Origin of the sequence: Tardiphaga sp. 862_B3_N4_1, from assembly GCF_051811085.1 — a bacterium.
GTDB lineage: Bacteria > Pseudomonadota > Alphaproteobacteria > Rhizobiales > Xanthobacteraceae > Tardiphaga > Tardiphaga robiniae.
On the sequence record NZ_JBPWQB010000001.1, the window covers coordinates 2,287,358 to 2,311,514 of the forward strand.

The 24,157-nt window shown below is 61.3% G+C and carries 30 protein-coding genes and 1 tRNA gene; 9 read left to right on the forward strand and 22 right to left on the reverse strand.

Features of this window, described 5'->3' with window-relative positions; all coding sequences use genetic code 11:
* Positions 1-65 precede the first annotated feature (65 nt).
* The 4 genes from AB8B02_RS10690 to AB8B02_RS10705 are packed head-to-tail and all read right to left on the reverse strand — an operon-like array spanning position 66 to position 5,107.
* A complete protein-coding gene (locus AB8B02_RS10690) occupies positions 66-680 on the reverse strand; it encodes an Isoquinoline 1-oxidoreductase subunit (RefSeq protein WP_439063913.1) in 615 nt (204 codons plus the stop codon).
* Positions 677-1,207 carry a (2Fe-2S)-binding protein gene (locus tag AB8B02_RS10695; RefSeq protein WP_184516750.1) on the reverse strand — a complete coding sequence of 177 codons (531 nt, stop codon included), beginning with the start codon at positions 1,205-1,207 and terminating at the stop codon, positions 677-679. Before AB8B02_RS10695 ends, AB8B02_RS10690 begins: the two co-directional genes overlap by 4 nt.
* Positions 1,204-3,978: a xanthine dehydrogenase family protein molybdopterin-binding subunit gene (locus AB8B02_RS10700; RefSeq protein WP_439063914.1), complete on the reverse strand. Its 2,775-nt coding sequence runs from the start codon at positions 3,976-3,978 to the stop codon at positions 1,204-1,206. The genes AB8B02_RS10695 and AB8B02_RS10700 overlap by 4 nt, the downstream gene beginning before the upstream one ends.
* Positions 3,979-4,018: 40 nt before the next feature.
* Positions 4,019-5,107, reverse strand: a complete 1,089-nt coding sequence (locus AB8B02_RS10705; protein ID WP_439063915.1) for a hypothetical protein — start codon at positions 5,105-5,107, stop codon at positions 4,019-4,021.
* 385 nt (positions 5,108-5,492) lie between these two features.
* Between AB8B02_RS10705 and AB8B02_RS10710 the strand changes: the two genes are divergently transcribed.
* The gene (locus tag AB8B02_RS10710) at positions 5,493-5,921 is read left to right on the forward strand and encodes a DUF1801 domain-containing protein (protein ID WP_120289627.1); all 429 of its coding nucleotides are present in this window, start codon (positions 5,493-5,495) and stop codon (positions 5,919-5,921) included.
* 10 nt (positions 5,922-5,931) lie between these two features.
* On the opposite strand, the gene AB8B02_RS10715 is transcribed toward AB8B02_RS10710, so the two are convergent.
* A complete protein-coding gene (locus tag AB8B02_RS10715) occupies positions 5,932-6,069 on the reverse strand; it encodes a hypothetical protein (protein ID WP_439063916.1) in 138 nt (45 codons plus the stop codon).
* Between the two features lie 178 nt (positions 6,070-6,247).
* On the opposite strand from AB8B02_RS10715, the gene AB8B02_RS10720 reads away from it, so the two are divergent.
* Positions 6,248-7,078, forward strand: coding sequence for an FkbM family methyltransferase (locus tag AB8B02_RS10720; RefSeq protein ID WP_439063917.1), 831 nt, complete (start codon positions 6,248-6,250; stop codon positions 7,076-7,078).
* A 124-nt stretch (positions 7,079-7,202) separates the two neighbouring features.
* Entirely contained in the window at positions 7,203-8,138 is a 936-nt protein-coding gene (locus AB8B02_RS10725; RefSeq protein WP_439063918.1) for a TRAP transporter substrate-binding protein, read from the forward strand.
* A gap of 16 nt (positions 8,139-8,154) precedes the next feature.
* Here AB8B02_RS10725 and AB8B02_RS10730 read toward each other — a convergent pair whose 3' ends face one another.
* The 3 genes from AB8B02_RS10730 to AB8B02_RS10740 all read right to left on the reverse strand — a co-directional run bounded on the left by AB8B02_RS10730 (position 8,155) and on the right by AB8B02_RS10740 (position 9,270).
* Positions 8,155-8,655: an FKBP-type peptidyl-prolyl cis-trans isomerase gene (locus AB8B02_RS10730; protein ID WP_439063919.1), complete on the reverse strand. Its 501-nt coding sequence runs from the start codon at positions 8,653-8,655 to the stop codon at positions 8,155-8,157.
* A gap of 136 nt (positions 8,656-8,791) precedes the next feature.
* A complete protein-coding gene (locus tag AB8B02_RS10735; protein ID WP_089264262.1) occupies positions 8,792-8,971 on the reverse strand; it encodes a hypothetical protein in 180 nt (59 codons plus the stop codon).
* Between the two features lie 137 nt (positions 8,972-9,108).
* Positions 9,109-9,270, reverse strand: a complete 162-nt coding sequence (locus AB8B02_RS10740; RefSeq protein ID WP_170849668.1) for a hypothetical protein — start codon at positions 9,268-9,270, stop codon at positions 9,109-9,111.
* A 309-nt stretch (positions 9,271-9,579) separates the two neighbouring features.
* On the opposite strand from AB8B02_RS10740, the gene AB8B02_RS10745 reads away from it, so the two are divergent.
* A complete protein-coding gene (locus tag AB8B02_RS10745) occupies positions 9,580-9,921 on the forward strand; it encodes a DUF6481 family protein (protein ID WP_093758522.1) in 342 nt (113 codons plus the stop codon).
* Positions 9,922-9,978: 57 nt separating this feature from the next.
* Here AB8B02_RS10745 and AB8B02_RS10750 read toward each other — a convergent pair whose 3' ends face one another.
* Both AB8B02_RS10750 and AB8B02_RS10755 read right to left on the reverse strand, forming a co-directional pair.
* Complete coding sequence (locus AB8B02_RS10750; RefSeq protein WP_139285835.1) at positions 9,979-10,467, reverse strand: cupin domain-containing protein; 489 nt, start codon at positions 10,465-10,467, stop codon at positions 9,979-9,981.
* 125 nt (positions 10,468-10,592) lie between these two features.
* Complete coding sequence (locus tag AB8B02_RS10755; RefSeq protein ID WP_093759095.1) at positions 10,593-10,835, reverse strand: pentapeptide MXKDX repeat protein; 243 nt, start codon at positions 10,833-10,835, stop codon at positions 10,593-10,595.
* 250 nt (positions 10,836-11,085) lie between these two features.
* On the opposite strand from AB8B02_RS10755, the gene dctP reads away from it, so the two are divergent.
* Positions 11,086-12,108 carry a TRAP transporter substrate-binding protein DctP gene (dctP, locus tag AB8B02_RS10760; RefSeq protein WP_093758520.1) on the forward strand — a complete coding sequence of 341 codons (1,023 nt, stop codon included), beginning with the start codon at positions 11,086-11,088 and terminating at the stop codon, positions 12,106-12,108.
* A gap of 27 nt (positions 12,109-12,135) precedes the next feature.
* On the opposite strand, the gene AB8B02_RS10765 is transcribed toward dctP, so the two are convergent.
* The 4 genes from AB8B02_RS10765 to AB8B02_RS10780 all read right to left on the reverse strand — a co-directional run bounded on the left by AB8B02_RS10765 (position 12,136) and on the right by AB8B02_RS10780 (position 17,156).
* The gene (locus tag AB8B02_RS10765) at positions 12,136-13,032 is read right to left on the reverse strand and encodes a hydroxymethylglutaryl-CoA lyase (RefSeq protein ID WP_093758519.1); all 897 of its coding nucleotides are present in this window, start codon (positions 13,030-13,032) and stop codon (positions 12,136-12,138) included.
* A gap of 32 nt (positions 13,033-13,064) precedes the next feature.
* Positions 13,065-15,077 (reverse strand): acetyl/propionyl/methylcrotonyl-CoA carboxylase subunit alpha, encoded by a 2,013-nt coding sequence (locus AB8B02_RS10770; protein WP_093759094.1) that lies wholly within the window; start codon positions 15,075-15,077, stop codon positions 13,065-13,067.
* A 2-nt stretch (positions 15,078-15,079) separates the two neighbouring features.
* Positions 15,080-16,684 (reverse strand): carboxyl transferase domain-containing protein, encoded by a 1,605-nt coding sequence (locus AB8B02_RS10775; RefSeq protein WP_089264255.1) that lies wholly within the window; start codon positions 16,682-16,684, stop codon positions 15,080-15,082.
* 166 nt (positions 16,685-16,850) lie between these two features.
* Positions 16,851-17,156, reverse strand: coding sequence for an ETC complex I subunit (locus tag AB8B02_RS10780; RefSeq protein ID WP_089264254.1), 306 nt, complete (start codon positions 17,154-17,156; stop codon positions 16,851-16,853).
* 263 nt (positions 17,157-17,419) lie between these two features.
* On the opposite strand from AB8B02_RS10780, the gene AB8B02_RS10785 reads away from it, so the two are divergent.
* Positions 17,420-18,604: an OpgC domain-containing protein gene (locus AB8B02_RS10785; RefSeq protein WP_439063920.1), complete on the forward strand. Its 1,185-nt coding sequence runs from the start codon at positions 17,420-17,422 to the stop codon at positions 18,602-18,604.
* Between the two features lie 91 nt (positions 18,605-18,695).
* Positions 18,696-18,772, forward strand: a tRNA-Pro gene (locus tag AB8B02_RS10790).
* Between the two features lie 21 nt (positions 18,773-18,793).
* Here the strand turns inward: AB8B02_RS10790 and AB8B02_RS10795 are convergent.
* From AB8B02_RS10795 to AB8B02_RS10815, 5 genes are all read right to left on the reverse strand, one after another.
* Complete coding sequence (locus tag AB8B02_RS10795; protein ID WP_093758517.1) at positions 18,794-19,273, reverse strand: DUF192 domain-containing protein; 480 nt, start codon at positions 19,271-19,273, stop codon at positions 18,794-18,796.
* A 164-nt stretch (positions 19,274-19,437) separates the two neighbouring features.
* On the reverse strand, positions 19,438-20,097 hold the full coding sequence (locus tag AB8B02_RS10800) for a cold-shock protein (RefSeq protein WP_170849667.1): 660 nt from the start codon (positions 20,095-20,097) through the stop codon (positions 19,438-19,440).
* 193 nt (positions 20,098-20,290) lie between these two features.
* A complete protein-coding gene (locus AB8B02_RS10805; protein ID WP_089264251.1) occupies positions 20,291-21,052 on the reverse strand; it encodes an SIR2 family NAD-dependent protein deacylase in 762 nt (253 codons plus the stop codon).
* A gap of 104 nt (positions 21,053-21,156) precedes the next feature.
* A complete protein-coding gene (locus tag AB8B02_RS10810; RefSeq protein WP_093758516.1) occupies positions 21,157-21,471 on the reverse strand; it encodes an H-NS histone family protein in 315 nt (104 codons plus the stop codon).
* Positions 21,472-21,649: 178 nt separating this feature from the next.
* Positions 21,650-21,889 (reverse strand): hypothetical protein, encoded by a 240-nt coding sequence (locus AB8B02_RS10815; RefSeq protein ID WP_089264691.1) that lies wholly within the window; start codon positions 21,887-21,889, stop codon positions 21,650-21,652.
* Between the two features lie 153 nt (positions 21,890-22,042).
* On the opposite strand from AB8B02_RS10815, the gene AB8B02_RS10820 reads away from it, so the two are divergent.
* Positions 22,043-22,516, forward strand: a complete 474-nt coding sequence (locus tag AB8B02_RS10820; RefSeq protein ID WP_439063921.1) for a hypothetical protein — start codon at positions 22,043-22,045, stop codon at positions 22,514-22,516.
* A 107-nt stretch (positions 22,517-22,623) separates the two neighbouring features.
* On the opposite strand, the gene AB8B02_RS10825 is transcribed toward AB8B02_RS10820, so the two are convergent.
* The 3 genes from AB8B02_RS10825 to AB8B02_RS10835 all read right to left on the reverse strand — a co-directional run bounded on the left by AB8B02_RS10825 (position 22,624) and on the right by AB8B02_RS10835 (position 23,554).
* On the reverse strand, positions 22,624-22,821 hold the full coding sequence (locus AB8B02_RS10825; protein WP_089264248.1) for a DUF3606 domain-containing protein: 198 nt from the start codon (positions 22,819-22,821) through the stop codon (positions 22,624-22,626).
* Positions 22,822-22,937: 116 nt separating this feature from the next.
* Positions 22,938-23,186 (reverse strand): DUF6719 family protein, encoded by a 249-nt coding sequence (locus AB8B02_RS10830; RefSeq protein WP_139212548.1) that lies wholly within the window; start codon positions 23,184-23,186, stop codon positions 22,938-22,940.
* Between the two features lie 161 nt (positions 23,187-23,347).
* Complete coding sequence (locus tag AB8B02_RS10835; RefSeq protein ID WP_439063922.1) at positions 23,348-23,554, reverse strand: hypothetical protein; 207 nt, start codon at positions 23,552-23,554, stop codon at positions 23,348-23,350.
* A 210-nt stretch (positions 23,555-23,764) separates the two neighbouring features.
* Here AB8B02_RS10835 and AB8B02_RS10840 point away from each other — a divergent pair, with 210 nt between their 5' ends.
* Positions 23,765-24,004 carry a hypothetical protein gene (locus tag AB8B02_RS10840; RefSeq protein WP_092143272.1) on the forward strand — a complete coding sequence of 80 codons (240 nt, stop codon included), beginning with the start codon at positions 23,765-23,767 and terminating at the stop codon, positions 24,002-24,004.
* Positions 24,005-24,157 lie beyond the last annotated feature (153 nt).

Here is a 24,157-nt window from a genome sequence, read left to right on the forward strand (position 1 = left end):
AATCTGTTGGCGCCGGGCCAGTCTACAGAGACAAACGGGACTGGGTCGGAAATGGCGTCGTGGCATCAGCCCGGACAGGCCGCGCCGGTCTTCGCCCATGCTTCCACGAGTGCGCCCGCCTCCGCCTGTGTGCCCGGCGCAGGTGCACGTCCGTAACCAGGCGCCCAGGCCCAGCCGACCAGCGTATCCTTGCCAATGTGGTCGATGAGATCCTCGACCTTGCGGCCGCCATTGCGTGCGGGATCTTTGATCTGCGCGCAGATCTCTGCGACGGTCTTGCCTTCCCATGCCATCTCGCGCGGCGCCAGGTGCCATTCGTGATGACCGGGGATGCGGCCGGGTTCGAAATTGGCGTCCTTGTGACAGGAGTTGCAGCGCATCGCCGCGGTGCCGTGGCCATCGGACCCACGCGTCACCGGCGGCTGATGCAAACGGCGCACATCGCCCTGCCGCGGCATGTCGCCGGCGGGATGGCAGTTCACGCAGCGCGGATGCGTCAACACCTTGCCGAGTTCGGTAAAGATCGCTGCGGAGCGCGCACTGGTATCGGCGATGCCATTGAAACTCTCCGGGCTCGCCAGCCCTTTCGATGCGCCCTGCCCGGCCGCATAGGCCGTGAGCATGCTCATCCCGAGCGTCGCGACGACAACCAGAGTCTTGACGCGTGTCTCGGCTCTCATCCGCGCGGCTCCTGAATGAGATAGCGCTTCGCGTCGCTGAGGATCACATCGAGCACGGCCTCATGATACTTGAAGTAGCCGGTGCAGCGACACAGATGCCCGTCAAGCGCCTCGGCGATCCTCTCTTCAAGGCCCGCGCGCGGCACAGGCGTCCTGGCCATCTGCTCGAGCAGCACCTGCCCTTCATTGAGAAAACCGGCGGTACAGTAACCGCACTGGAACGCGAAATGCCTGATGAAAGCCTTCTGCAACGGCGACAGCTCGCCGTTCTTGGCGTGGCCCTCGACCGTGCGGATGGTCTTGCCGTGGAAGCTCGCCGCCGAGGTCACGCAGGTCGGATTGGTGTGGCAGGTGCCGTCGGGCTCGTCGACGATCACGACACAGCTCAGGCACTGCGCGGCGCCGCAGCCGAATTTGGTGCCGGTCATGCCCAGATATTCGCGCAGGAAGTCGTTCATGGAGAGATCGTCGCGCACCTCGGTGGGCGCATGGACCTGTCCGTTGATGGTGATGCCCAGTGTCGTCACGCGAGCGCTCCCTTGAGCATGGCCTGTGTCACCGGCAGCGCCGCGAAGCGGTGGCCGATGGCGTCATGGATGGCGTTGAGCAATGCCGGCACGATGGGGATCATCACCACCTCGGCCATGCCCTTCGGCAATTCGTCCGGTGTCAGCGGCGGCATCAGCTCAATCTCGACGTCGCGCAGCGACAGGTCTGATCCTCGCGCCACCAGATATTGACCGAGATTCCATTGCCCGTTGCCGGGTCCGCCCTCAAACGGCGGCAGCGTTTCCAAAAGTGCGTAACCGACGCCCATGGCGAAGCCGCCTTGTGCCTGGCCAATCACGACCTCCGGCACCAGCGCCTGCCCGCATTCGAATGCGGTATAGGCTTTGGCGATGCGCAGCACGCCGGTCGCTTTCTCGATCTCGACCCGGACTGTTGCACCGCATGCCGCTGTATAGGCCGTGCCCATCCGGTTGTTATCGGTTGGCGGGAACAACACGCTGGCACGGTTGATGCGCGTGAATTTGCCGGCGCCACGACGTAGCGCGAGCCCGTCGATCTCGGCGCGATACTGCTCGCCGTTAATGGGGAAACGTGCGCGTGCCCACGACCAGCGCGAGAACCCGTGCGCCACGGCGCCGGTGACCAGATTGCGTGCATGGGCCGCGGCGGCGAGTTTGTCCAACGGCAGCGACGGCAGGCCCGCCATTGTGAGCTGTCCGTCCTTCCACTGCGCTTTGGCAAAGTCCCTGGCGCGTGGATCGCGCGGGCCGATATTCCATAGCGCCAGCGCCGCCGGCCACAGACCGAAGCGGAAGATCACCCGCGCAGCTTCCGCCGCCGCATGCGTTCCGACATGGGCGCCGATCGAGGCTGAGGTGGCCGAACTGATCGACGGCACCCAGCGCGGATCCTTCTCGGCCTTGTCCTGAGTCTTCTGATCCATGGTGTAGCAATCGCCGGAGGTCACCAGCTCCATCGCGTCGAACACGCCGACCTGCGACACAGCCACCTCGTCAGCGATGCTGCCGAGATGCAATGCCACGCGATTGGCCAGCGCCGTGCCGATGCCGTTGCCCATCTCGACATGGTCGCAGAAAATCGCGATCCTGCCGTCGGGGCTGAGTTCAACGCGACCGTTAGAACTATCGCCGCCGGTGCCGTAGTCCTTGGTCACACAGGCGACGCCGGTGCCGACCAGTATGCCACTGGTCGCGCGCGCCTTCTCTGCAGCTCGTTGCTTCCAGATCGGGTGCTGCTCGAGCTTGTCGAGAACATCTAAGCTCCGCACCGAGACGATATAGGGATTGCCGGTCATGGTGCGGCCATCCTGCTTCAGGGCATTGCGTCGCCGGAAATCGATGGGATCGAGCTTCAGCGCAAGCGCCGCCTCGTCGATCAGAACTTCCAGCGCGGTCATGGTCTGCAGCGAACCGTAGCCGCGCATCGAGCCCGCGGTCACGCCGCGGGTATGCTCTGCCACAGTCGTCACATCGACCTTCGGCACGTCATAGATACCAATCGCGGCCGTTGCGGCGCAGGTGGCGACATTGGCCGAGAAATTGGCGAGACCACCGCCATCGAGCACGTGATCGGCGGCGAAGGCCGTGATCTTGCCAGAGGCGCGATCGACAGACATGCGCGAGCGCATCTTGATGGCGTGGCGTTTGATGCCAGCCTGAAATTGCTGATACCGATCGTGCGCCAGCCGAACCGGACGGTCCGGGAAGAATATCGCTGCCAGCGTCACATAGAAAATGAATGGCGTATGGTCGCGACCGCCGAAACCGCCCCCCACATAAGCGAATTGCGCGTTGATCGCACTCGGCTTGAACGGCGCCTTGGTTTCGCCAAGCAGAAACGCGATTGATTCGGCCGCTTCATACGGCGACTGCACGCCCAGCACCAGTTCGAGCGCCTTGTCTTTTGCGCTGTACCAGCCGAGTCCGCATTCCGGCTCCATAAACATCGGATCGACAGACTGCGTATCGAAGGTGCGGTCCAGCACCAGAGCCGAAGACTCGCTGGCGGCGATCTCGGCACGGATCTGGTCGCCATAGACCGCAGCCTTCTCGTAACCGGCCTCGTTCTTGTGCGCGGTCGAGGACCATACCGGCAGCGCGGACGCCTGGGTACGGCCGGGTGTGACCCAGCCGGCAAGGACCGGCGAGTAGACATCGGGCGCATCGGGCGTGGCGCCGGCAACGCGGGTGAAACGATACGCCGCATAATTCGGCATTACGATCGGGCCGGTCTCCTCGCCAAACTGCACGAAGGTACCATCGCGCAAGGCCATCCGCGCGCGGTCATAGGTGTCGAACTGCTCAAAGATCAGCAGCGCAACAGGCTGGCCCATATAGAGCGGCGTCTTGCCGACGGGACAGAACAGATCGCCTTCATAATAGGCGGGAACGCGGATGTTGATCCTGGCGAGATCCGCCGCGGTGACGATTACCGTAGGCTTCAGCGCCCCGCTCAACCGCGCGAGGTCCATGCCAAGATAAACATGAGTGGCATCGGGCGCGCGCACCAAAATCGCGTGCGAGGTCTTGGCCGGCCAGCCCGGCAGGTCATTCGCCCGGAAATCCGAGGCATAGAGTTTCGAGCCGGTGACCTTGGCGACGCCATCGACACGACCGGCACCGCCGATAGCGGGATTGAGCTTGCCCCGCCCCGGCAGTGTCTCGCGTGCCGGGAACGCCACCGGCTCCGCCGCAGCCAGATGCGACAGGCTGAGCGAAATACCGCCCGCCGATACCCATTTCATGAACTCGCGACGCGAAGTCCGCATGCTTCCACCCCTGATCGACAGCCGTCCGCCGCTGCGCCGATTACTTGAGATCGGCGATGGTGGCCGGCCCCGGCCCGGTCGTGATCAGCGTCGGCCACTGGTTCGAGCCGAACGGCACCACGGGCGGCAGGAACGGCGTCATGCCGCGCTTGGCGCTCTCGGCGATGATGGCAGCGCGGGCGTCGCCCCCCATCAATTCATAATCCATCAGGTGATAGTTGCCGAAGAACAGCGAGCCCACCGAGCGATCGGCGATGATGCGGGTCAGCGACTCCAGCATGTCGGCTTGCGTGGTGGTGAACGACACGGTCTCGATCAGCAGCAGACGATCGTTGATGGCCTCCGGCGGGAAGAACTGCGCCAGCACGCTGAACAGCACGTTGTTCTGCCGTGCCACATAAATCGTGTTGCTCGCGGCATAGGCCTTGTCCCAATCGGGACCCAGCATCTTCTTCCAGTCGCCCAGCACGGTCATCCAGTGATTGACCTGGGTCTGCGCGGCCCAAGTCACGTTCTTCGCAAGGAACGGCGCCTGCTTCTTGCCAAATGTCTCCAGCACATCGAAGGGGATGACGCCCTTGGCGATGCACTCGTCCATGAAAGCCAGATTGTTCTGCAGAATGGTGCGGTTGTTGTCGCGCCAGTCGGCCTGCATCGGCGTGAGATCGAGGCCATCCAGCGCCGACTGCATGCGGCTGCGATAGGCCTTCATCGAGCCGAGCCAGGATTTGTTGTCGGGATTGTTCACATAGGGGCCGACCACCTCGGCCAGCGCCATGGTGCTGTGCCCGACCGACTTGAGCAGCTGATAGACCATCGGCACCGAGGGCGCGTCGAGCGGCGGTTTGCCGGGCTGATACAGCGTGAATTTGCCGCCGGCGCCGGAGAACAGGCCGAGGATCACGGGATGCTTGGCAAGAATATTGGTGCGGAAGACTTTGGCTGCGTCGCCGTAGAGCTCGAACATGCCGGTGTTGAGCGCGAGCATGTCCTTGGTGGCGGTCTCGGCAGGCGTTGTCGCGGTGAGCCCGGAAATCGGCGCCATATAGGATGGCAGCGTCTGGGCATGGGCGGCGCCGACGCCCCCCAACAGGACAGCTGCGAGAGCGACAGCGTGGCGATACGTCATATCCGGACTCCTCCGAGTCATCTTGGCGACTGCTACTGTCACGACTAACGCAGCACATCTTAAAAATCTGCCTTTCCATTCAGCAGAAATGGTCGCGACATAGTTGACGACAGCAAACACGCCGTGACGGGCGGAATGCTCTCGAACGCGACTGAACTGGATAAGAAAAACGCTACGAATCACGCAAAGCGCCGGTGACTCAAGGCTATACGCAATTTAGTGACACCGGAATTGGTTCGCGATCCGGAATACGCAATACGCAGCGATTTCTCGTCCGCCTGTGGTGGAAGGCTGGACGCCGGAAACAGGCCGGGGTTATTTTCACGACACGTAGATAAGCACCACCAACACGGCTATATGGCGCCGGACGTCTGAGGGGGAGCGCATGGCAAAAAAGACGTCCAGCACATCGACGGAGATCAACGAGGCAGGTTCTCCCTCCGCGCAGATCGACACGAAGATCAAGGAGCTGGGTGACTGGCGCGGCGAGATGCTCGCTCGCGTCCGAAAGGTCATCAAGCAGGCTGTCCCGGACGTGGTCGAGGAATGGAAGTGGCGCGGCGTTCCGGTCTGGGAATACGCGGGCATCATCTGCACCGGCGAGACCTATAAGGCGGTCGTGAAGATGACCTTCGCGAAGGGCGCATCGCTCGATGACCCGTCAGGCCTGTTCAACTCCAGCCTCGACGGCAACACCCGGCGGGCTATCGATATTCACGAGGGCGACAAGCTGGATGAAAAGGCGCTGAAGGCGCTCATCCGCGCTGCGGTGGCGCTGAACACCTCGACAAAGAAGAAGCCAAAGAAAGTGTGAGCGTCGTTATTTAGCGACCGGCCGACAGGTCGTAAGACATCACATAGATGACGATGGCGGCCAGGCACAGAACCACGCCGATCCAGAACAGCGGCGAATGATGGATGGGGCGGCGGCGCGCGGTGTCGTCTCTCTGTTCGTGCTTCATTCCATCCCCCATTTTCGGCGCAAGCGCCCAGACCGTCCGAATTGTCGCGCGACGTTCTGACACACAGATCAGGCTCGCTGAAGCACGCATTGTCGCACCATTCGCAGGAAAGGTACGCATGCACGGCGCGATTCGACGCAACGATGATGGTTTATCCGCGCTGCTCCAACCAGCACGGATGACCGATGTCGTCGATATTGGCGCCAATCCCATCGATGGCGATCCGCCCTATAAGCCGATGCTGCAAAGCGGACTTTGCCGCGTTACCGGTTTCGATCCGCATCCGCAGGCATTGGCGCAACTGCAGTTAGGCAAGGGCGCGTTTGAGACCTATCTTCCTTATGCCGTCGGCGATGGCGGCAGCCATACGCTGAACATCTGCCGCGGCATCGGCTTTGCCAGCCTGCTGCAGCCTGAGCCGAAAACACTCACGCACTTTCCGAATTTTACCGAGCTCGGACGGGTCGTCGACAGGCTCCCGCTCGATACACGGCGGCTCGACGATATCGCCGAGATCGAGCACATCGATCTCTTGAAGATCGACATTCAGGGTGGCGAACTGTCGGTGTTCAGGAACGGTCGCAGCAAACTGGCAAAGGCCGTCGCCATTCAGACCGAAGTCTCCTTCGTGCCGCTCTATGAGAAGCAGCCGGTGTTCGGCGACATCGATCTCGAACTGCGCAGCCTCGGCTTCATTCCGCACATGTTCGCGGCCATCAACAAGAAGATGATCGCGCCGATGATGGGCCCCAACCCTGCTGCTGCCATCAATCAACTCGTCGAGGCCGATATCGTCTATGTCCGGGATTTCATCCAGGCTGAGGCGATGGAGAGCGAGCAGCTCAAGCACCTCGCACTGATCGCGCATCATTGCTACGCTTCGTTCGATCTGGCGCTGAATTGCGTGCATCATCTCGCCAGCCGCGGAGCGGTCGCGCCCGATGCCAAGAACCGCTATGTCGCCCTGCTCCAGGCCAATCGCCCCAAAGTAGCTGGCGGCAGACTTTAAACTTCTCCGGTTCCGACGTAACATGGTGTCCGGCGCAGGGGACGCGCCGACGCTTGCATCAGATTCCAGCCAGGACACGGGGCAGACAATGCTTTCTCGGCGCCGACTTTTGCTGACTGCGGGAATGGCGATCGCCTGCCCTGCAGTCCTGCGCGCCGAACCGCTGAAGATGCGCCTCGCCCATAGCCTGCCGACCACCCATCCCGTCCACCCGGCCATGCAGCACTTTGCCGATCTGGCGCGCGAGCGTTCGCAGGGCGAACTCGACATCGCGCTGTTTGCGGACGGGCAGCTCGGTCAGGAAGTCGACCTGCTGTCGCAGGTACAGGCCGGCAAGCTGGATTTTCTGAAAGTCAGCGCCAGCGTGCTCGAACGCTTCCATCCGGCCTACAAGGTTCTCAACCTGCCTTTCACGTTCCGCGATCGCGCGCACTGGCTGAAAGTAACGAGCAACGAGGTTGGCAACGACATTCTGGCCTCGACCACATCGGCGGGTCTCACCGGCCTGACCTTCTACGATGCCGGCGCGCGCAGCTTCTATGGCCGAAAACCGATCCTGCATCCCGACGATCTCAAGGGCATGAAGATCCGCATCCAGCCGTCCGAGACGATGGTCAAGCTGATGCAGCTGTTCGGTGCCGAAGGCATCGAGCTGTCATGGAGCAATGTCTATGTCGCGCTGAAGTCGGGATTGGTCGATGGTGCAGAGAACAGCGTGGTGGCGTTGATCGTCGGGAAACATGCTGAAGTCGCAACGCACTACTCGTTCGACGAACACACCATGATCCCGGATGTACTGCTGGTAGGCGCCGGCCGGCTCAATAGCATGACGCCGAAACAGCGGGAGATCATCCGCGAAGCCGCCGCCCTGTCGTATCATCACATGAACAAGCTGTGGACCGCATTCGAGGCGCAAACGCGCCTGCAGGTCGAAGCGATGGGCGTGACATTTGTCACGCCGGACAAGGCCCCCTTCATCGCGAAGGCAGCGCCCCTCGCCGACATCTATGCCGGCGAGGAAGCGTCACGGACGTTACTGCGCAGGATCGCGCAGGCATAGGTTCGTTTGATCGGGCTTATTTGACGCCGAGCAGTTCGACGTCGAAGATCAACGTCGCATTTGGCGGGATCACGCCGCCGGCACCACGCGCGCCATAGCCGAGATCCGGCGGAATGATCAGCGTGCGCTTGCCGCCGACCTTCATGGTCGCGACGCCTTCGTCCCAGCCCTTGATGACCCGCGACATACCGATCGGGAATTCGAACGGCTCGTTGCGATCGACCGACGAGTCGAATTTCTTGCCCTTGACGCCGTTCTCATAGAGCCAGCCGGTGTAATGCATCACGCAGGTCTGGCCCTTGGCCGGCGTCGCGCCGGTGCCAACGGTGGTGTCTTCGATCTGGAGGCCTGAAGCTGTGGTCATGGTTTTTCCTGCGGCTGGCGCCATTTTCTGCGGCGCTTGTTTTTGAGGCGCTTGCGCCATGGCGGAAGAAAGGGAGACGTTGGACACGGCCACGATCATGGCCGCACTGAGCGCGACGGCCGTGGCTCTGACGGCACGCTGGGAGTTTCGCATCATGTCTCCTGGATGGTTGGGTCTGCGAGCGGCGCAGTCATGCCCCGTCATCGCACCGCAACGCAAGTCCTGGCAATGCCGAATCCCGAAGCCGCGATCCATGAAGATCGGTCAATGAGGATGCTTGAATCAGTCCTCAGTCAGGCTTGGAGCTGCGTCGGGCCAGCTGACCCTTGTAATTTTCAAGCAGCCGGGTCGCCAACTCTGTCGCCTCATCGCTTGCCTGGATTGAGCGACTGTCCGACATCGGCTCTGCGAGCGAGGCCGGATGTTTGAAGCTGAACGAGCGGATGACGCGATCGATGGCTGCTTGCATGGATAACTCCCGATGGCGACAGGAACTCCGCATTTCGCGGAAAGTTCCTGATCAGTCAGCCGGAGGGCACCGCAGGTTCAAGGCAGCACCACGGCCGCTGGAAAGCCGCAACATGGCCATTTTGGCTACAAATGTTGCTAAGCGCCTGCTTCTGCTGCGAATTGCAGCCCTTTGAAAGTCAGTCGCTTGGGGTCGCGAACGCCCGCCAGATACAGGCCGCGAATGAAGTGGGTCACCATGTCGCGATCACAGCCGGTCAGAATGACCACGGCATCGACGGCTGTCTTCTGGGCATCCATATCGGTCCTCGCGCCGCACAGGCGGCCTGCTCCGCGCGCTCCAAATCGCCGGATGACCAAAACATGCCCGATTCCCGGGATTTGCGGATATACGCGGATCACCCCGGCACAAGCTCCGCCCCAGCCTCGCGCAGGCCTCCTTGCCGGCAAATCATGCGTAAGATTGCCGTAAATCGCAGATAGTTGATGCGTTGCCGCGCTGTCGGCTGTAAACCGCAGCGGAGTTTCGGCCATTGCCTGGGTGTTTGCCCGGCTGCCGCACCCGACAATGACCCACCCCAAACCAAAGAAAGCGACAAGGCCTCGTTCATGTCATTTAAGGAACCCAGCTTCGCGGATCGCCAGAAGGCTGCGATCGAAGCCAAGAAGAACATTCTGAACAAATTCAAGGCAGCACCGGGGCCCGATGATCCTGCCGTGAAGGCGCGCGCCGCCGAGCGCGAAGCCGCTGCCGTCGCACGCGCGGAAGCCAAGGCCATCCGCGACGCTGAGAAGGCCGTCCAGAAGGCCCGCGAAGCCGAGGAAGCCGCCGCTGCTCTAGTCCAGGCTGCGCGCGAGAAGGAAGAAGCCGCGCTTGCCCAGGCCGCGCTGGAAGCCCAGCAGAAAGCTGCCCGCGACGCCCGCTACGCCGCCCGCAAGAAGCGTAAATAAGCACGAGATCAGCGTGCCATCATCCGATGGCACGCTGCCTGAATTGATTGTCCGAGGTCAGTTCGTTTTGCCGAATTGCGGCTCGTCGGGTTTGACGAATTTGTTGCCGCTCGGGCCGTAACCGGTGATCTGGATCACCGCGCCCTCTTCCCGTGTGCCGTCCCAATGCACCGCACCGGCGGGATGCACCATGTAGCCGCCGGTCTTCATCGGGATCGACTTTTCGGGCACGAAGGCTTCGCCCGTGCCGGTGTACCAGGTGCCCGACAGCACCACGACGTGACGATCTTCGGGATGCTTGTGCGGCTTGCTCATGATGCCGGGCGGCCATTTGATCCGCAGCACATAGATGCCCTGCTTCGAGGGATCGCCATAGAGCGTCGCAACTTCAACGCCGACACCGAACGGATTCTTCCAGACTTCCTCGCCCTGATTGATGCGCACAAAGCCCATCTCGTCAGTGGCGCTCCATGTCGTCGCGCTTGGAAAGAGCGTTGCCGCGATCAGACAAGTCGCCGCAACGACGAGGCGTCGTTCTTTTTTCATCATGGCCTCCCAGGCATTTTCTTGTGCGCGGAGGCTATGCCGAGTTTTCAGATCCAGCAACGAGCAGCGCAACATGACAAGCCCGCCGCACGGACGGGCCCGTCACAGCGATGCGGGTGAAGACGTTACTTCTTCATCATTCCGTCTTCCTTCTTCATCATGCCGTCTTTCTTCACGCCATCGTCCTTCTTCATACCGTCGTGAGACATGGCATCCTTCTTCATACCGTCGCCCTTCGACATAGTGTCCTTTTTCATGCCGTCATCCTTGCTCATCTTGTCCTGAGCGAACGCGGCAGGTGCCAGCGCAAGGCTGAGCGAGACGAGCGCGGCGGACACGCCGAGCGCAAACTTGGTGGAGATGGTCATGATGTTTTTCCTCGGATCCATTTCTGAAGCGCGACGTCTGTCGCTATGAACCAGACGTACGGAGGTCGCGGTTTGTTACGTCGCATCAAAAAAGTCTTGATGATGCATCCGATAGCCATTGCGTGCGACGCAACATCACTTGCCCGCCGGTTCGGATTGTATAAACGAAGGGACGCGCGGTGACGGAGCAACAGGACGCGGGCGCATTTTGTCCCGCCCGGCACCAGACGAACACTTTCAGGAGTTACGCATGCTGACTCGCCGCCACATCCTTGGATCGGCCCTCGCCGTGCCTGCGATCCTTCGTTGCGGTATCGGTACGGCGCAGGCAGCGACTACACTGAAGATCTCGCACCAGTTTCCCGGCGGCACCATCGATAACGGCGACTTCCGCGACCGTCTGGTCCGGACTTTCGCCGCCGCCATTGCCAAGCAGAGTGGCGGCGACCTCGTTGCCGAGGTTTATCCGGATTCGTCGCTGATCAAGGCAGATGCGCAATTTTCCGCCATGCGCAAAGGGACTCTCGATCTCAGCCTTTATCCCTTGCCTTATGCCGGCAATGAATTGCCGGAAGCGAATATCGGCCTGATGCCCGGTCTGGTCTCGACCTACGATCAGGGCTTGCGCTGGAAGAACCTGCCGATCGGCAAGGCACTGAGCGACATTCTCGCCGACAAGGGCATCGTGCTGCTGACCTGGGTCTGGCAGGCCGGCGGTGTGGCTAGCCGCTCGCGCCCGCTGGTTGTTCCTGAGGACGCCAAGGGTCTCACGGTACGCGGCGGTTCGCGCGAGATGAACATGATGTTGCAGACTGCCGGCGCACGCGTGCTCTCAATGCCGTCCAACGAAATTTACGCGGCGATGAAGAGCGGCGCCTGCGATGCCGGCATCACCTCATCGACCAGCCTCATCTCATTCAAGCTGAGCGAAGTCGCCAAGCATCTGACCTCCGGCGCGGGTGCGTCCTACTGGTTCATGCTTGAGCCGCTGATGATGTCCAAGGCTGTGTTCGACAAATTGCCGAAAGCACACCAGGATATTCTGGTCTCGGTCGGCGCCGAGATGGAAGCCTTCGGCAAGGCGGGCGCGCAGCAAGACGATGTCGAAGTGTCCAGGGTCTATGAGAAGGCCGGCGCCCAGGTCAGCGCGCTCGACGCTGCGACCGTCGGCAAGTGGCGCGATATCGCGCGCGATACGGCGTGGAAGGACTATGTCGCCAAGACGCCGCTCACCGCGAACCTCCTCAAGCTCGCGCTGGACGTCCCGGCCTGACCTATCCTGTCGTCCGCCAACTGGCTCTCAGCGCGTCTTCGCGTTGAGTGCCGAAGCGACACGGCTGACCGGCGGGCGGCCGATCAGAGCACTGATGGTGTTGGTCGCAGCGAGCAGCTTGTTCATATCGACGGCCGTCGCAATCCCCATGCCTTCCAGCATGTAGACCACATCTTCGGTGCCGACATTGCCGGTCGCACCGGGCGCATAGGGGCAGCCGCCGAGACCGCCGGCAGCGCTGTCGACAACGCGACAGCCTTCTTCCATCCCGGCATAGAGATTGGCCAGCGCCTGACCATAAGTGTCGTGGAAGTGCATAGCGAGCTTTGGCATGGGAACCGAGCCAGCAACGGCGCGCAGCATCTGCCGCGCCTTCGACGGCGTCCCGACACCGATCGTGTCGCCGAGTGAGACTTCGTAGCAGCCGAGATCAAACAGCGTCTTCGAGACATCGACGACCGCCTGCGGCGCGACGTCGCCATCATAGGGACAACCGAGAACGCAGGACACGTAACCCCGCACGCGGATGCCGTCGGCCTTGGCGCGCTCGATCACCGGCTTGAAGCGCTCGATGGATTCGGCGACCGAGCAATTGATGTTGGCACGCGAAAAGCCTTCCGAGGCCGAGGCGAACACCGCGATGACTTTCGCGCCGACCGCCTTCGCGCCCTCATAGCCCTTCTCGTTCGGCACCAGCACATGGAATTCACCGGGCAAATCGCGCACGCCGAGAAATACCTGATCCGAACCCATCATTTTGGGGATCGCCTTGGGCGACACGAACGAGCCGACCTCGACCGTATGCAGGCCAGCCCCGACCAAAGCCTTCACGAAGGCGATGCGGTCTTCGACCGACACCGGCGTCTTTTCATTCTGCAGACCGTCGCGCGGACCGACCTCGACGATACGAACCTGATCACTCATGCTTGTTTCAATCTCACACGTCTTTCAGAAGATCAGGCGCTCGGCTCGACTTCCGCAAGCTCGACGCCTTCTCCAACGATATCGCCAACCTTGCACTTGATGCGCTTGAGCACGCCTGCGAACGGCGCGCGCAAGGTCTGCTCCATCTTCATGACTTCCAAGGTCAGGATGGCCGCGCCCTTCTCAAGGGTCGCGCCCTCCTCGGCCAGCAGCGCCACCACAGTGCCCGGCAACGGCGCAACGATCTTGTCCTCGCCGACTTGCTCTTCATCGTCGCCGCCGAACGGATCGACCCAATGCATGTCGAAACGGCCGTGACGCGTACGCAGGTAGAGTTCGTGGCCCTCGATCACCGAAACGATGTGCGAGCGTGCTCCGTCCAGTGTCAGATCGAAATGCCCGTCATCGGCCGCAGCCGTCTCAAACCCCAGTTCGCGAGTGCCGATCGAAATCGTTGCAGGACCGCTGCCGTAATTCAACGTCACGCGCTGCTCGTCCGAACCATGCTTGAATTTGAACACCCGCTGGCGACGCCCGACCGGCATCCAGCCAGCCGTCAGCCAGGGCGAGGCACCGGCGGCCCGTGCTGCCTGCTCTTCGCTCGAGACAATGGCGGCGACGGCCGCGCATAGTTCGAGATCGCCGGGCACCGCCGAGTCCGGCGTCAACACTTTTAATTCACGCTCGATAAAGCCGGTGTCGATGGTGTTGGCACGCACATCCGGATGCGTCACAAGCGCCGACAGGAACGGCGTGTTGGTGACGATGCCGCGAATATCAGTTTCTTCCAGCCCACGATTGAGCCGGTTGATCGCCGCATCGCGCGTCGGCGCCCAGGCGATCACCTTGGCGAGCATGGCGTCGTAGTTCGGCGACACCGCATCGCCCTCGCGATAGCCAGCATCAATGCGCAAGCCGTTCGTCTCAGCGGGCGTGCGCCAGGTGCGGATCCTGCCGACCGACGGCATGAAATTCTTGTGCGGGTTCTCGGCGTACACCCGCGCCTCGATGGCGTGGCCGTTGAGTTTGATCTGGTCCTGCGACAGCGGCAGCTTTTCGCCGAACGCCACGCGGAGCTGCCATTCGACCAGATCAATGCCGGTGATCAGTTCAGTGACGGGATGCTCGACCTGCAGGCGCGTGTTCATCTCAATGAAGAACACGTCCTTGCCGTCAGAGACGAATTCGATAGTGCCGGCGCCGACATAGTTCACCGCGCCTGCGGCCTTGCGTGCAGCCGCGCAAACCGCCTCACGCTGCGCGCCGTTCAACGTCGGCGACGGCGCCTCTTCGATCACCTTCTGATGCCGTCGCTGCAACGTACATTCGCGCTCGAACAGCGAGACCAGATTACCGTGGCTGTCGCCGACGATCTGCACCTCGATGTGGCGGGGATTGTCGACATACTTTTCGATCAGCATGCGGTCGTCGCCGAACGCTGCTTTGGCTTCGCGCTTGGCGCTGACGATGGCCGGAGCCAGTTCAACAGCCGAGCGCACCACGCGCATGCCACGCCCGCCGCCGCCCGCTGAGGCCTTCACCAGAACCGGGAAGCCGATCTTGTCGGCTGCCTTGGCCAATGTCGCGTCGTCCTGCGCTTCGCCATGGAAGCCCGGCACCAGCGGCACGCCAGCCTTCTCCATCAGCGCCTTGGAGCCCGACTTCGAGCCCATCGCAGTGATCATCTCCGCAGTAGGTCCAACGAAGATCAGGCCGGCATCGGCACAAGCCTGCGCGAACTCGGCGCTCTCGGAGAGAAAGCCGTAGCCGGGATGGATCGCCTCGGCGCCGGTCTTCTTTGCAGCTTCGAGAATGCGCTCGATATTGAGATAGCTGTCGCGCGCACGCGCCGGGCCGATCAACACGGCCTCGTCGGCTTCCGCGACATGCAGCGCATTGGCATCTGCCTCGGAATAGACCGCGACGGTGCGCAAGCCCATGGCCCGCGCGGTACGGATGACGCGACAGGCTATCTCGCCGCGATTGGCGATCAGGAGCGTGCGAAAGCGGCGATATAAAGCTTTTGAGATTTCGGCTTTGGCCATCATCACATCCTGAACAGGCCGAAGCGCGTCGGCTCGATCGGCGCATTGGCCGATGCTGACAAACCAAGTCCGAGCACCAGGCGCGTATCTGCGGGATCGATCACGCCATCATCCCAGAGGCGCGCCGTTGCGTAATACGGGCTGCCCTGGGTCTCGAACTGGTCGCGTGTCGGCTTGCGAAACGCTTCCTCCTCTTCGGTCGACCAGGTGCCGCCCTTGGCTTCGATATTGTCGCGGCGCAGCTGACTCAGCACCATCGCTGCCTGCTCACCGCCCATCACCGAGATACGGGCATTGGGCCACATCCACAGAAAGCGCGGGCTGTAGGCGCGGCCGCACATGCCGTAATTGCCGGCGCCATAGGAGCCGCCGACCACCACGGTGAATTTCGGGACGTTGGCCGTGGCGACAGCTGTCACCAGTTTGGCGCCATCGCGCGCAATGCCGCCGGCTTCGTATTTCTTGCCGACCATGAAGCCGGTGATGTTCTGCAGGAACACCAGCGGGATGTTGCGCTGGCAGCAGAGCTCGATGAAATGCGCGCCCTTCAGCGAGCTCTCGCTGAACAGGATGCCGTTGTTAGCGATGATGCCGACCGGGAAGCCCCAGATATGCGCGAAGCCGCAGATTAGAGTCGTGCCGTAGAGCTTCTTGAATTCGTCGAATTCGGAGCCGTCGACAATGCGCGCGATGATGTCGTGCATGTCGAACGGCTTGCGCGCGTCGGCAGGAATGACACCGTAGAGTTCTTCAGCCGCGTATACAGGATCGCGGGGCGCCTGCATGTTCAGTGTGGCCCGCTGTGGTGGCTTCAGTGTCGCGACGATTTTTCGCGCGATGCCGATGGCGTGACCATCGTTCTGCGCATAGTGATCGGTGACGCCCGATTGTCGTGAATGGACGTCGGCACCGCCGAGCTCTTCCGCGGTGACCACCTCCCCGGTTGCTGCTTTCACCAGCGGCGGACCGCCGAGGAAGATCGTGCCCTGATTGCGCACGATGATGCTCTCGTCGGACATCGCCGGCATATAAGCGCCGCCGGCAGTGCACGAGCCCATCACGACAGCAATCTGCGGAATGCCCTGCGCCGACATCTGCGCCTGATTGTAGAAGATGCGGCCGAAATGGCGCTCATCCGGAAAGATGTCGTCCTGCTGCGGCAAGAACGCACCGCCGGAGTCCACCATATAGATACACGGCAGATTGTTCTGCCGCGCGATGTCCTGCGCGCGCAGATGCTTCTTCACCGTCATCGGATAGTAAGTGCCGCCCTTGATGGTCGCATCATTGGCGACGATCATGCACTCCCTGCCCGACACCCGGCCGACGCCAGTGATAACGCTGGCGGAATGGACATCGCCGCCATAGAGGCCGTTGGCGGCCAATGGCGAGAGTTCGAGGAAGGCCGTGCCGGGATCGATCATCAGATCGACACGCTCGCGGGCCAGCATCTTGCCGCGCGCGGTGTGCTTGGCGCGGGACGCCTTGCCGCCGCCCCCGGCGACCGCACCGAGCTTGTCCTTGAGCTCGGCAACCTGCGCCTTCATCACATCGACATTGCGTTTGAACTCGGCCGAGGTGGGATCGATCGTGGAGCGAAGCGACATCGGCTTCCGTTTCCTGCAGGGTCTGTTTCTTGTTTGCACGGCGGCCCGGCAACGGGCCTGCCATGATGGTGTCACCCCGTCGTGGCGGGACGCAACCCTAACTTTCGGTGCTGGTCAGGGTGAGATTTGGAGCGTTACGGAGGCTGATTTGCCCGCAAACCGGTCGTCAGTGCGACCATGGCTCCGAGCGGCGGAACGCAAAATTGTCGGCATAGGCGATGGTCCGGGGCGCACGCACCTTGGGCTCGATCACCTGATAGGCAATGCCTTCGCGCTCGCAGTAGGCGACCGCCTCTTCCTTGCTGTCGAAGTGGATGGACAGCTGCTGCTTCATGTCACCGGACGACGTCCAGCCCATCAGGGGCTCGATCACCCGCGCCTGCTCCGGCTCATAATCGAGCTGCCAGTCCTTGGTCTTGGCGAGGCCTGCCTGCATGGCATTCTTGGGGGCTTTGAAGATACGTGCGGTCATGGAATGCGATAGCCTTTTAAGGATGGGCCTTCGTCTCGGGATTAGCGTCTCGGGATCGGCCTTGGTCAGCTGCGACACTGCGACAAATTGGTGAAAACGGCGGGGCTGGTATATCCAATTGTCACGAATTTGATCCGTGATTCCGTCGTTTGGCGGCTTCGTTATTGTGTATATTCGTTCCACGGCGTCGTGACAATCGGGGCACGAAGCGGTCTATCTGATCTCGCAATTCGGCATCACGAAGGGCTCCTGAAGCGGCACCCATGGATATTCACGCCATCCTTCCCCCCAAAGGCCGAGACCTTCGGCTGGACCTGTTCCGCGGTATCGCCAACTGGGCGATCTACCTCGATCACATCCCCGACAATGTGGTGAACTGGGTCACCACCCGGAACTATGGCTTCTCCGACGCCGCCGACCTGTTCGTCTTCATCTCCGGCTACACGGCGTCCTTCGTCTACGCCAAGATGATGCTGGAGCGCGGCTTCATCGTCGGCGCTACGCGCCTCACCAAGCGGGTCTGGCAGCTCTATGTCGCCCACGTTATCCTGTTCGTGATCTACATCGCCGCCATCGGCTATGTGGCGCAGCGCTATAACGACCCCGACATCATCAACGAGTTCAACGTTGCCGGTCTGGTCGACAATCCGATCCAGACGCTGACGCAAGGTCTGCTGCTCAAGTTCAAGCCGCTCAATCTCGACGTGCTGCCACTCTATATTGTGCTGATGGGCCTGTTCCCGCCGGTGCTGTGGATGATGCTGCGCAAGCCGGATCTGACGATGCTGGCGTCGCTGGCGCTGTATTTCGCGGCACGCCAGTTCGGCTTGAATCTGCCCGCCTATCCCTACGGCGTCTGGTACTTCAACCCGTTCACCTGGCAATTACTGTTTGTGTTCGGCGCCTGGTTCGCGCTCGGCGGCGCGCTCGAGTCACGCTCGGTGATCCGCTCCAAGGTGCTGCTGTATTTTGGCATCGCCTATCTCTTGTTCTCGCTTGTCATGACCATGGCCGGTCGCTTCCCGGACACCGGCCACATGATCATGCCGGACTGGTTGTTCGACGCGTTCAATCCAAACGACAAGACCAACCTCGCGCCCTATCGCGTGCTGCATTTCGTGATCATCGCCTTCTTCGTCACCCGCTTCGTGCCGAAGGAATGGAAAGGCCTGGAGTGGCCGGTGTTTCAGCCGCTCATCAAATGCGGCCAGCAGTCGCTCGCCGTATTCTGCGTCGGCGTGTTCCTGTCCTTCGTCGGCCACTTCCAGCTGATGATGTCGTCGGGCTCGCTGCTGGCGCAAATATTCGTCAGCGCCGCCGGCATCGGCATCATGACCGGCGTGGCCTATTACATCTCGTGGTCGAAGAAGCAGGACAAGCCGTTGCCGAAGCCGGCAGCTCCAGCAACGTCAGAACAGCAGGCATCGCCGTCGAAAGCCGCAGAATAGACCCGTTGTCGAACATGGTGCGGGACAGGCGAGAAATCGCCGGCAGATGCCTTGCTGCCCCCGGCCTAAGCGTGTATCGACACCGCATCGTCGGGGTATAGCGCAGCCTGGTAGCGCGGCGGTTTTGGGTACCGCAGGTCCTAGGTTCGAATCCTAGTGCCCCGACCATCCCCCATTATATTCAATGACTTAGCGCTTCTTGAACAGCGGATGGACCACCTGGTCCCCGGGCGCGATTCCATATTTTTTGGCGGTGCCTGCGACCACTTCGAGAACAGCCCGTGCGGGGCCTCCCGATGAAATGATCTTGAGGGATTGTGGCTCGGTATTCTCCGCGATCCGGAGCACCCGGCCGTCGCCGGTAATGAAGACCATGTCGAGCGAAACGAAGGTGTTCTTCATCCACATGGAGACCTGCTGCTCCGGCGTGAAGTCGAACAGCATGCCGCGGCCGTCCGCGAGCTCCTTGCGGTACATCAGACCGGTCGCCCGCTCCTCGTCGGTCTTGGCGATTTCGACGGAGAACATCCGCACACCTGACTTGGTGACGATTTCGAGCGGCTGGAATTCGGCGGCTGCGGCTGGCTTGTAAGGGCCGACAAGGGCCAGAGCGGCGATCACCGCCAGCATCGAGAGGCGGCAGCGGGCGGCGAAGCGAAACAGACTCATGAAGGGCAATCCACGCAAAGAGCCCGGTCACGACGCCGGGCGGCGCGACCCTAGCCTGACGACGCGTGCCAGCGCCAGACGGTCGTGATGCACAGCCGCGTGATGGCCCTCGGACGGTAAGGCTGGCAGGAAACCCGCAAGAAACTTGGAAAACCGTAGACGGCTTAGTGCGACGAAAGACCCGGCGTACCGCCTTCGGGCTGGATCTCGGCAGCCATCATGCCCTTGGAGCCGGGCCCAAAGCGCACCAGCACATACTGGCCGGGACGCAGCTCGGTCATGCCGAAGCGGCGCAGGGTTTCCATGTGGACGAAGATATCCGGCGTGCCTTCGCCGCAGCTGAGGAAGCCGAAGCCACGCAGCCGGTTGAACCACTTCACCTGCGCCCGCTCGAGGCCGCTGGTAGGCGTCACGCTGACATGAGTGCGCGGCGGCAACATCTGCGCGGGATGGATGGCAGTCGACTCGTCCATCGAAACAACGCGGAAAGCCTGATAGCCCTTGGACCGCTGGGTGCATTCAACGACCACACGGGCACCTTCATAGGCCGTCTGGTAGCCGTCGCGGCGAAGCACGGTCACATGCAGGAGCACGTCGGCTGCGCCATTGTCAGGAATGATGAAGCCATAACCCTTGGAAGCATCGAACCACTTGATAACACCGCTGATCTCGACGAGATCGACGGCGTTGCCTTCGCCGACACCCGCAAAGGGGTCGAGTGCGTCGCGGCTTGCGTTGCCTGAAAGCTCATTCCCTGGTCGCGGACCACCCGCTCCGGGAATCAGTCCCCCCAACCGCTTGGACTCAAATGCGTCCGACCCCATGGCCCCGGATCCCACTATCATTTGCGCTGTCAGCCCTGTCAGCGCCATCTCACATGCCCCATCGAAGCTAATTCACGATGGCGCGGTGCGAATCTTTCGATTCGAAGATAACACTGTCGCCTGATCAGCAAAGACAAAAAACGAACACAGTGACAGCTATGAACAGCTTGCGCTCAAACGAATCAGATGCGCATCAATTTCCGACGAATGGTCCGAGCGTTTCGCCGATATCATGGCGAATGACAAGGTCAGCGTGATCGTCCTGCTCGGTCGCCTCATTGTTGATGATAACAAGGCGTGCACCGGCATGTTTCGCCATCATCGGGAATCCCGCTGCGGGCCACACGACGAGCGACGATCCAATCGCAATGAACAGATCGCAGTGCTGCGATAGCTCAGCTGCGCGACGCATCTCATCTTCAGGCATCGCCTGACCGAATGAGATCGTCGCAGCCTTCACGGGCTCGCCGCATACCGTGCAGTCTGGCGCCTGTCTTTCGGAATCGAATCTGCTCTTCACCCAATCGAGCTCATAGCGCCTCGCGCAACCGATGCAGCGCGCATAGGTCGTATTGCCGTGCAGCTCGATCACAGCGTCAGCCTTGAAGCCGGACGCTTGATGCAGGTTGTCGATGTTTTGGGTGATCACAGCAGGAATCTTGCCAGCCTTGTAGAGCGAGGCGAGTGCGCGATGCCCGCGACCAGGCTTGGCCGCAGCGAATGTCTCTTCCATCGCAAAGCGCCGGCGCCAGGCTTCATCGCGCGCATCCTGACTGGCGACGAACTCGTCGAACGGAATTGGCCGGTTACGGGTCCACAAGCCACCAGGCGAACGGAAATCGGGAATGCCCGTTTCGGTCGAGATCCCCGCGCCGGTGAACGGCACGATGGTTCTGGCTTCGGCGATCATCTCGCCAAGACGATCCACGCCAGTGCGAAGGTCAGTTGCAATCATTGGAAGGTCCGAGAGGAAGTGATCCGACGACAATGCCGCAGACCGGGATCCGGTGCCATGCCGGGATCAACGCATGTTTTGCTTCGTCGCCACGTTTCCAGGATCTATTTCGCTTTGGCGCGTCCATTCCTGGCGGGCTTGTCGATCAAAAAGTCTTCCCGCTTGTGACCGGCGGCGATCTCCTTCGCGAGCCAGCCCGCAACACCGCCGCGCCCGGTCCAGGTCTCTCCCGTTTTGGGATGGCGATACTTCGCCGGAACCTTGATGCCTTTGACGCGGCTGGTTTTGCCATCGACGCTTCTGATCTGTGCGAGTTGCGCCTGCAATTCGGCACGGTGGGCTTGCAGTTGCTTGTCGATATCCTCCCGCAATGCGAGGAGTTCGGGAACCGAAAGAGACTTGATATCAAGGGCCGGCATAAACAAGCTCCGATCAAATGCGTCCGCACTCCTTCCCAAGGCGCGCAAAATACGCGCCAGCGTGCGTCAATTAAATGAAATGCGGGCGGTGTCAAAACACCACATCAAAATCAAATATCGGGGCGAAGCTGAAAATGAGCTCCGCCCTTAAGTAGTCAAATACCGATTTGCGAAATCTTTATGCAGCTCGCGAAACATCGGCGGAGAGCTCGCTCTTCGGCAGATCGTCCTTCTTCGGCTTCGCCACCGGCGTTGCCTGAGACTTCTTCACGGACTTGCCGTACTGCGCGAGCCTATCGAGCTCGGCTTCGAGCTCAGCCTGACGTGCAGCAACTTTCTCCGCCAGCTTGTCGGATGCATGATCGCGCAGTGCCGCAAGTTCCTCGATGCTCAGTGAGTCCAGATCGATCTTGGCCATGGAAATCTCCGTTTGTTCCGAACTAGCGGTAACATCCATGCGCCGCAAGCGCGGCAGCGCGATCATCCACCGAAGACATCATGATGGATGCAATTCAATTGACGTCGAGCTCACGCTTCGCAGAGAATGGATACGGGATTGGGGAAGCGCGTCATGGCATCCTGGAAAGAAGAGCGTGACCGACTGGTCGCGCAGACGCTCGCATTCGTACAGGAGGTCGCCGCCGCGCATCCGGTCGCGGCCCAGCGACTGAACATCTGGCAACCGCCGAGCCACGCGCCGTCGCACGCGTCCGATTCAACGGAAACCGTCACCTCGCCTGCCACCGTGGACGCAGATCGTTTGATGGCTCCTGCTCTGATTGTACATGCGGCGAACGCAGCAATTGAAACCTCGGAGCGTAGTTCGCAGGACATTCCTGTTGCAGTTCCAACTAACGTGCCATCTCCTGCCCGGAGAGATCCGCTTTATTCGGGCCCATCTGAACGGGCCGAGATCCTCAAGCGCGTTGCTTCGTTCAAGGCTCGCCAGGCCCAGATGATCCACGAGCGCGACGTCTACTACGAAGCCATGCAGACGCGTATCCGAACAACGCTGCGGAACGATTCCGGGCGCGACCGGTTGTAAAGCCGGAGCAGCTTCCCCGATGCTCTGTTTTCAGAAAGCCCCGTCCTCCCCCGGCGGGGCTTTCGCCTTGCGGGCTTCAACGTGAGGAGACGGTCTGTCGGTTCGGGTTATTTGCCGAGGTGTCGCCGCACGGCGGCGACCGACGATCCGACCTTTTCGATTGCAGCGTTCAGTTCGGTCGGCGAGACACTCAGCCGATAGGCCCAATAGTCGCGCTGGGTAGCGTCACTGGAATCGATCACCGGCGCCGGCCGGACGCCGCGTTCGGACGCCAGGACGACGGCGACTGGGACGAGACTGATCATGCCGGCAGGGTAACACGTCGCCCGTACAGCCCAAGCGAGTGCACACTCCAACGTTAACAGGCGATTGATGCGATCTCGGAAAGTCGTCCAGTCAAAGCAAGCCTTGCCGCGAGCGGCTACTGAACCACCGAGCCCAGCGAGGCCTGGATCTCATTGAGCGGGATGCACAGCTTCTTGCGGCGCAGGCCACGAATGGCGCCGGTCACCTTCAAGATCTTGCCAGCGGCACATGACCCGTCCTGGACCAGCGCGCTCTCGTAAGGCGCCAGGATGAGCGGTTCAGCTGTCCGAATGGACTGAGCTGCGGAAGGTGTGGCCAACGCCACCAGAGAAATTCCGAAAGTCCCCAAAACCCAAAAACGCATGGTCGTCCCCAACACAGCAAATACGCACCGGTCCAAGGGTAATCGTTCACGCCCTTCAATTTTTGCAGTCGGCTCTCCCCGAGCCGTTACCGCAATTATTGCCCCGGACCACCGCGAAACACAAAGCAATTTTCGCGCCGATTTCCGGTCTCAGCATAGGGTCAGAGCGTGACCTGCTCGTGACCGCACTCCTTGCAGGTGAAAGACACCCGCGCGACACCCTTTGGCGCCGAGACCTTGTTCGCCGCGCCGCACTTGCCGCAGGTCGTCATAATCCGTGTGTCGCCCTGCTTCACCACCAGCGCCCGGCGCTCCATAGTCTCGCGGATCAGACGCTCGGCCTCTTCGCGCATTGCCTGCTTGCTCATGCAGCTCTCCTCACAGACGCCGAAGCAAAAGGCCCCGAGCGAGCGGCCTTATAGCCGATGACGATGACACTCTCCATCGCGATCAAAATCGGGACCCCGGATCGCACCATTCCCCTGCAGAATTTCCGTGCATTCCAATCTGCCGCAGCGAGATCCCGATGGACAGAATGGCTGACCTGAACTAGAACAAATGGAGAACATCATTCGCCAATGTTTTATCGGGACGTCACAGGAATCGCCGGGTTGGCGGGGCATACGCGGCTGGAAAACAGGGAGACTGACATGGATTTACAGGCACGTATCGACCTTTGGAAAAGCATCGATCCGGATCCGGAATTCTGCCGCAAGGCAGAACGAGAAATGCTGCTGTTGAGTTGTCAGGACGAAGACTGGGTCAACGCGCGGATGCGGGATTTCGAACAGGCGCTCGCATTGGAGAGTGCTGAATAACGGAACCCTTTGGTGTCGGCGGCGTTACGTCTGCGCTGGAACATCCAACCTCGCTTCACAGCCGTGATGCGAGGTTTTGTTTTGCAGGCGATTCGGTGCGGGAGATCTCAGCTTGCGTGAGCGTCGCGCGCTGCGACTTATCCACCGGTCGCC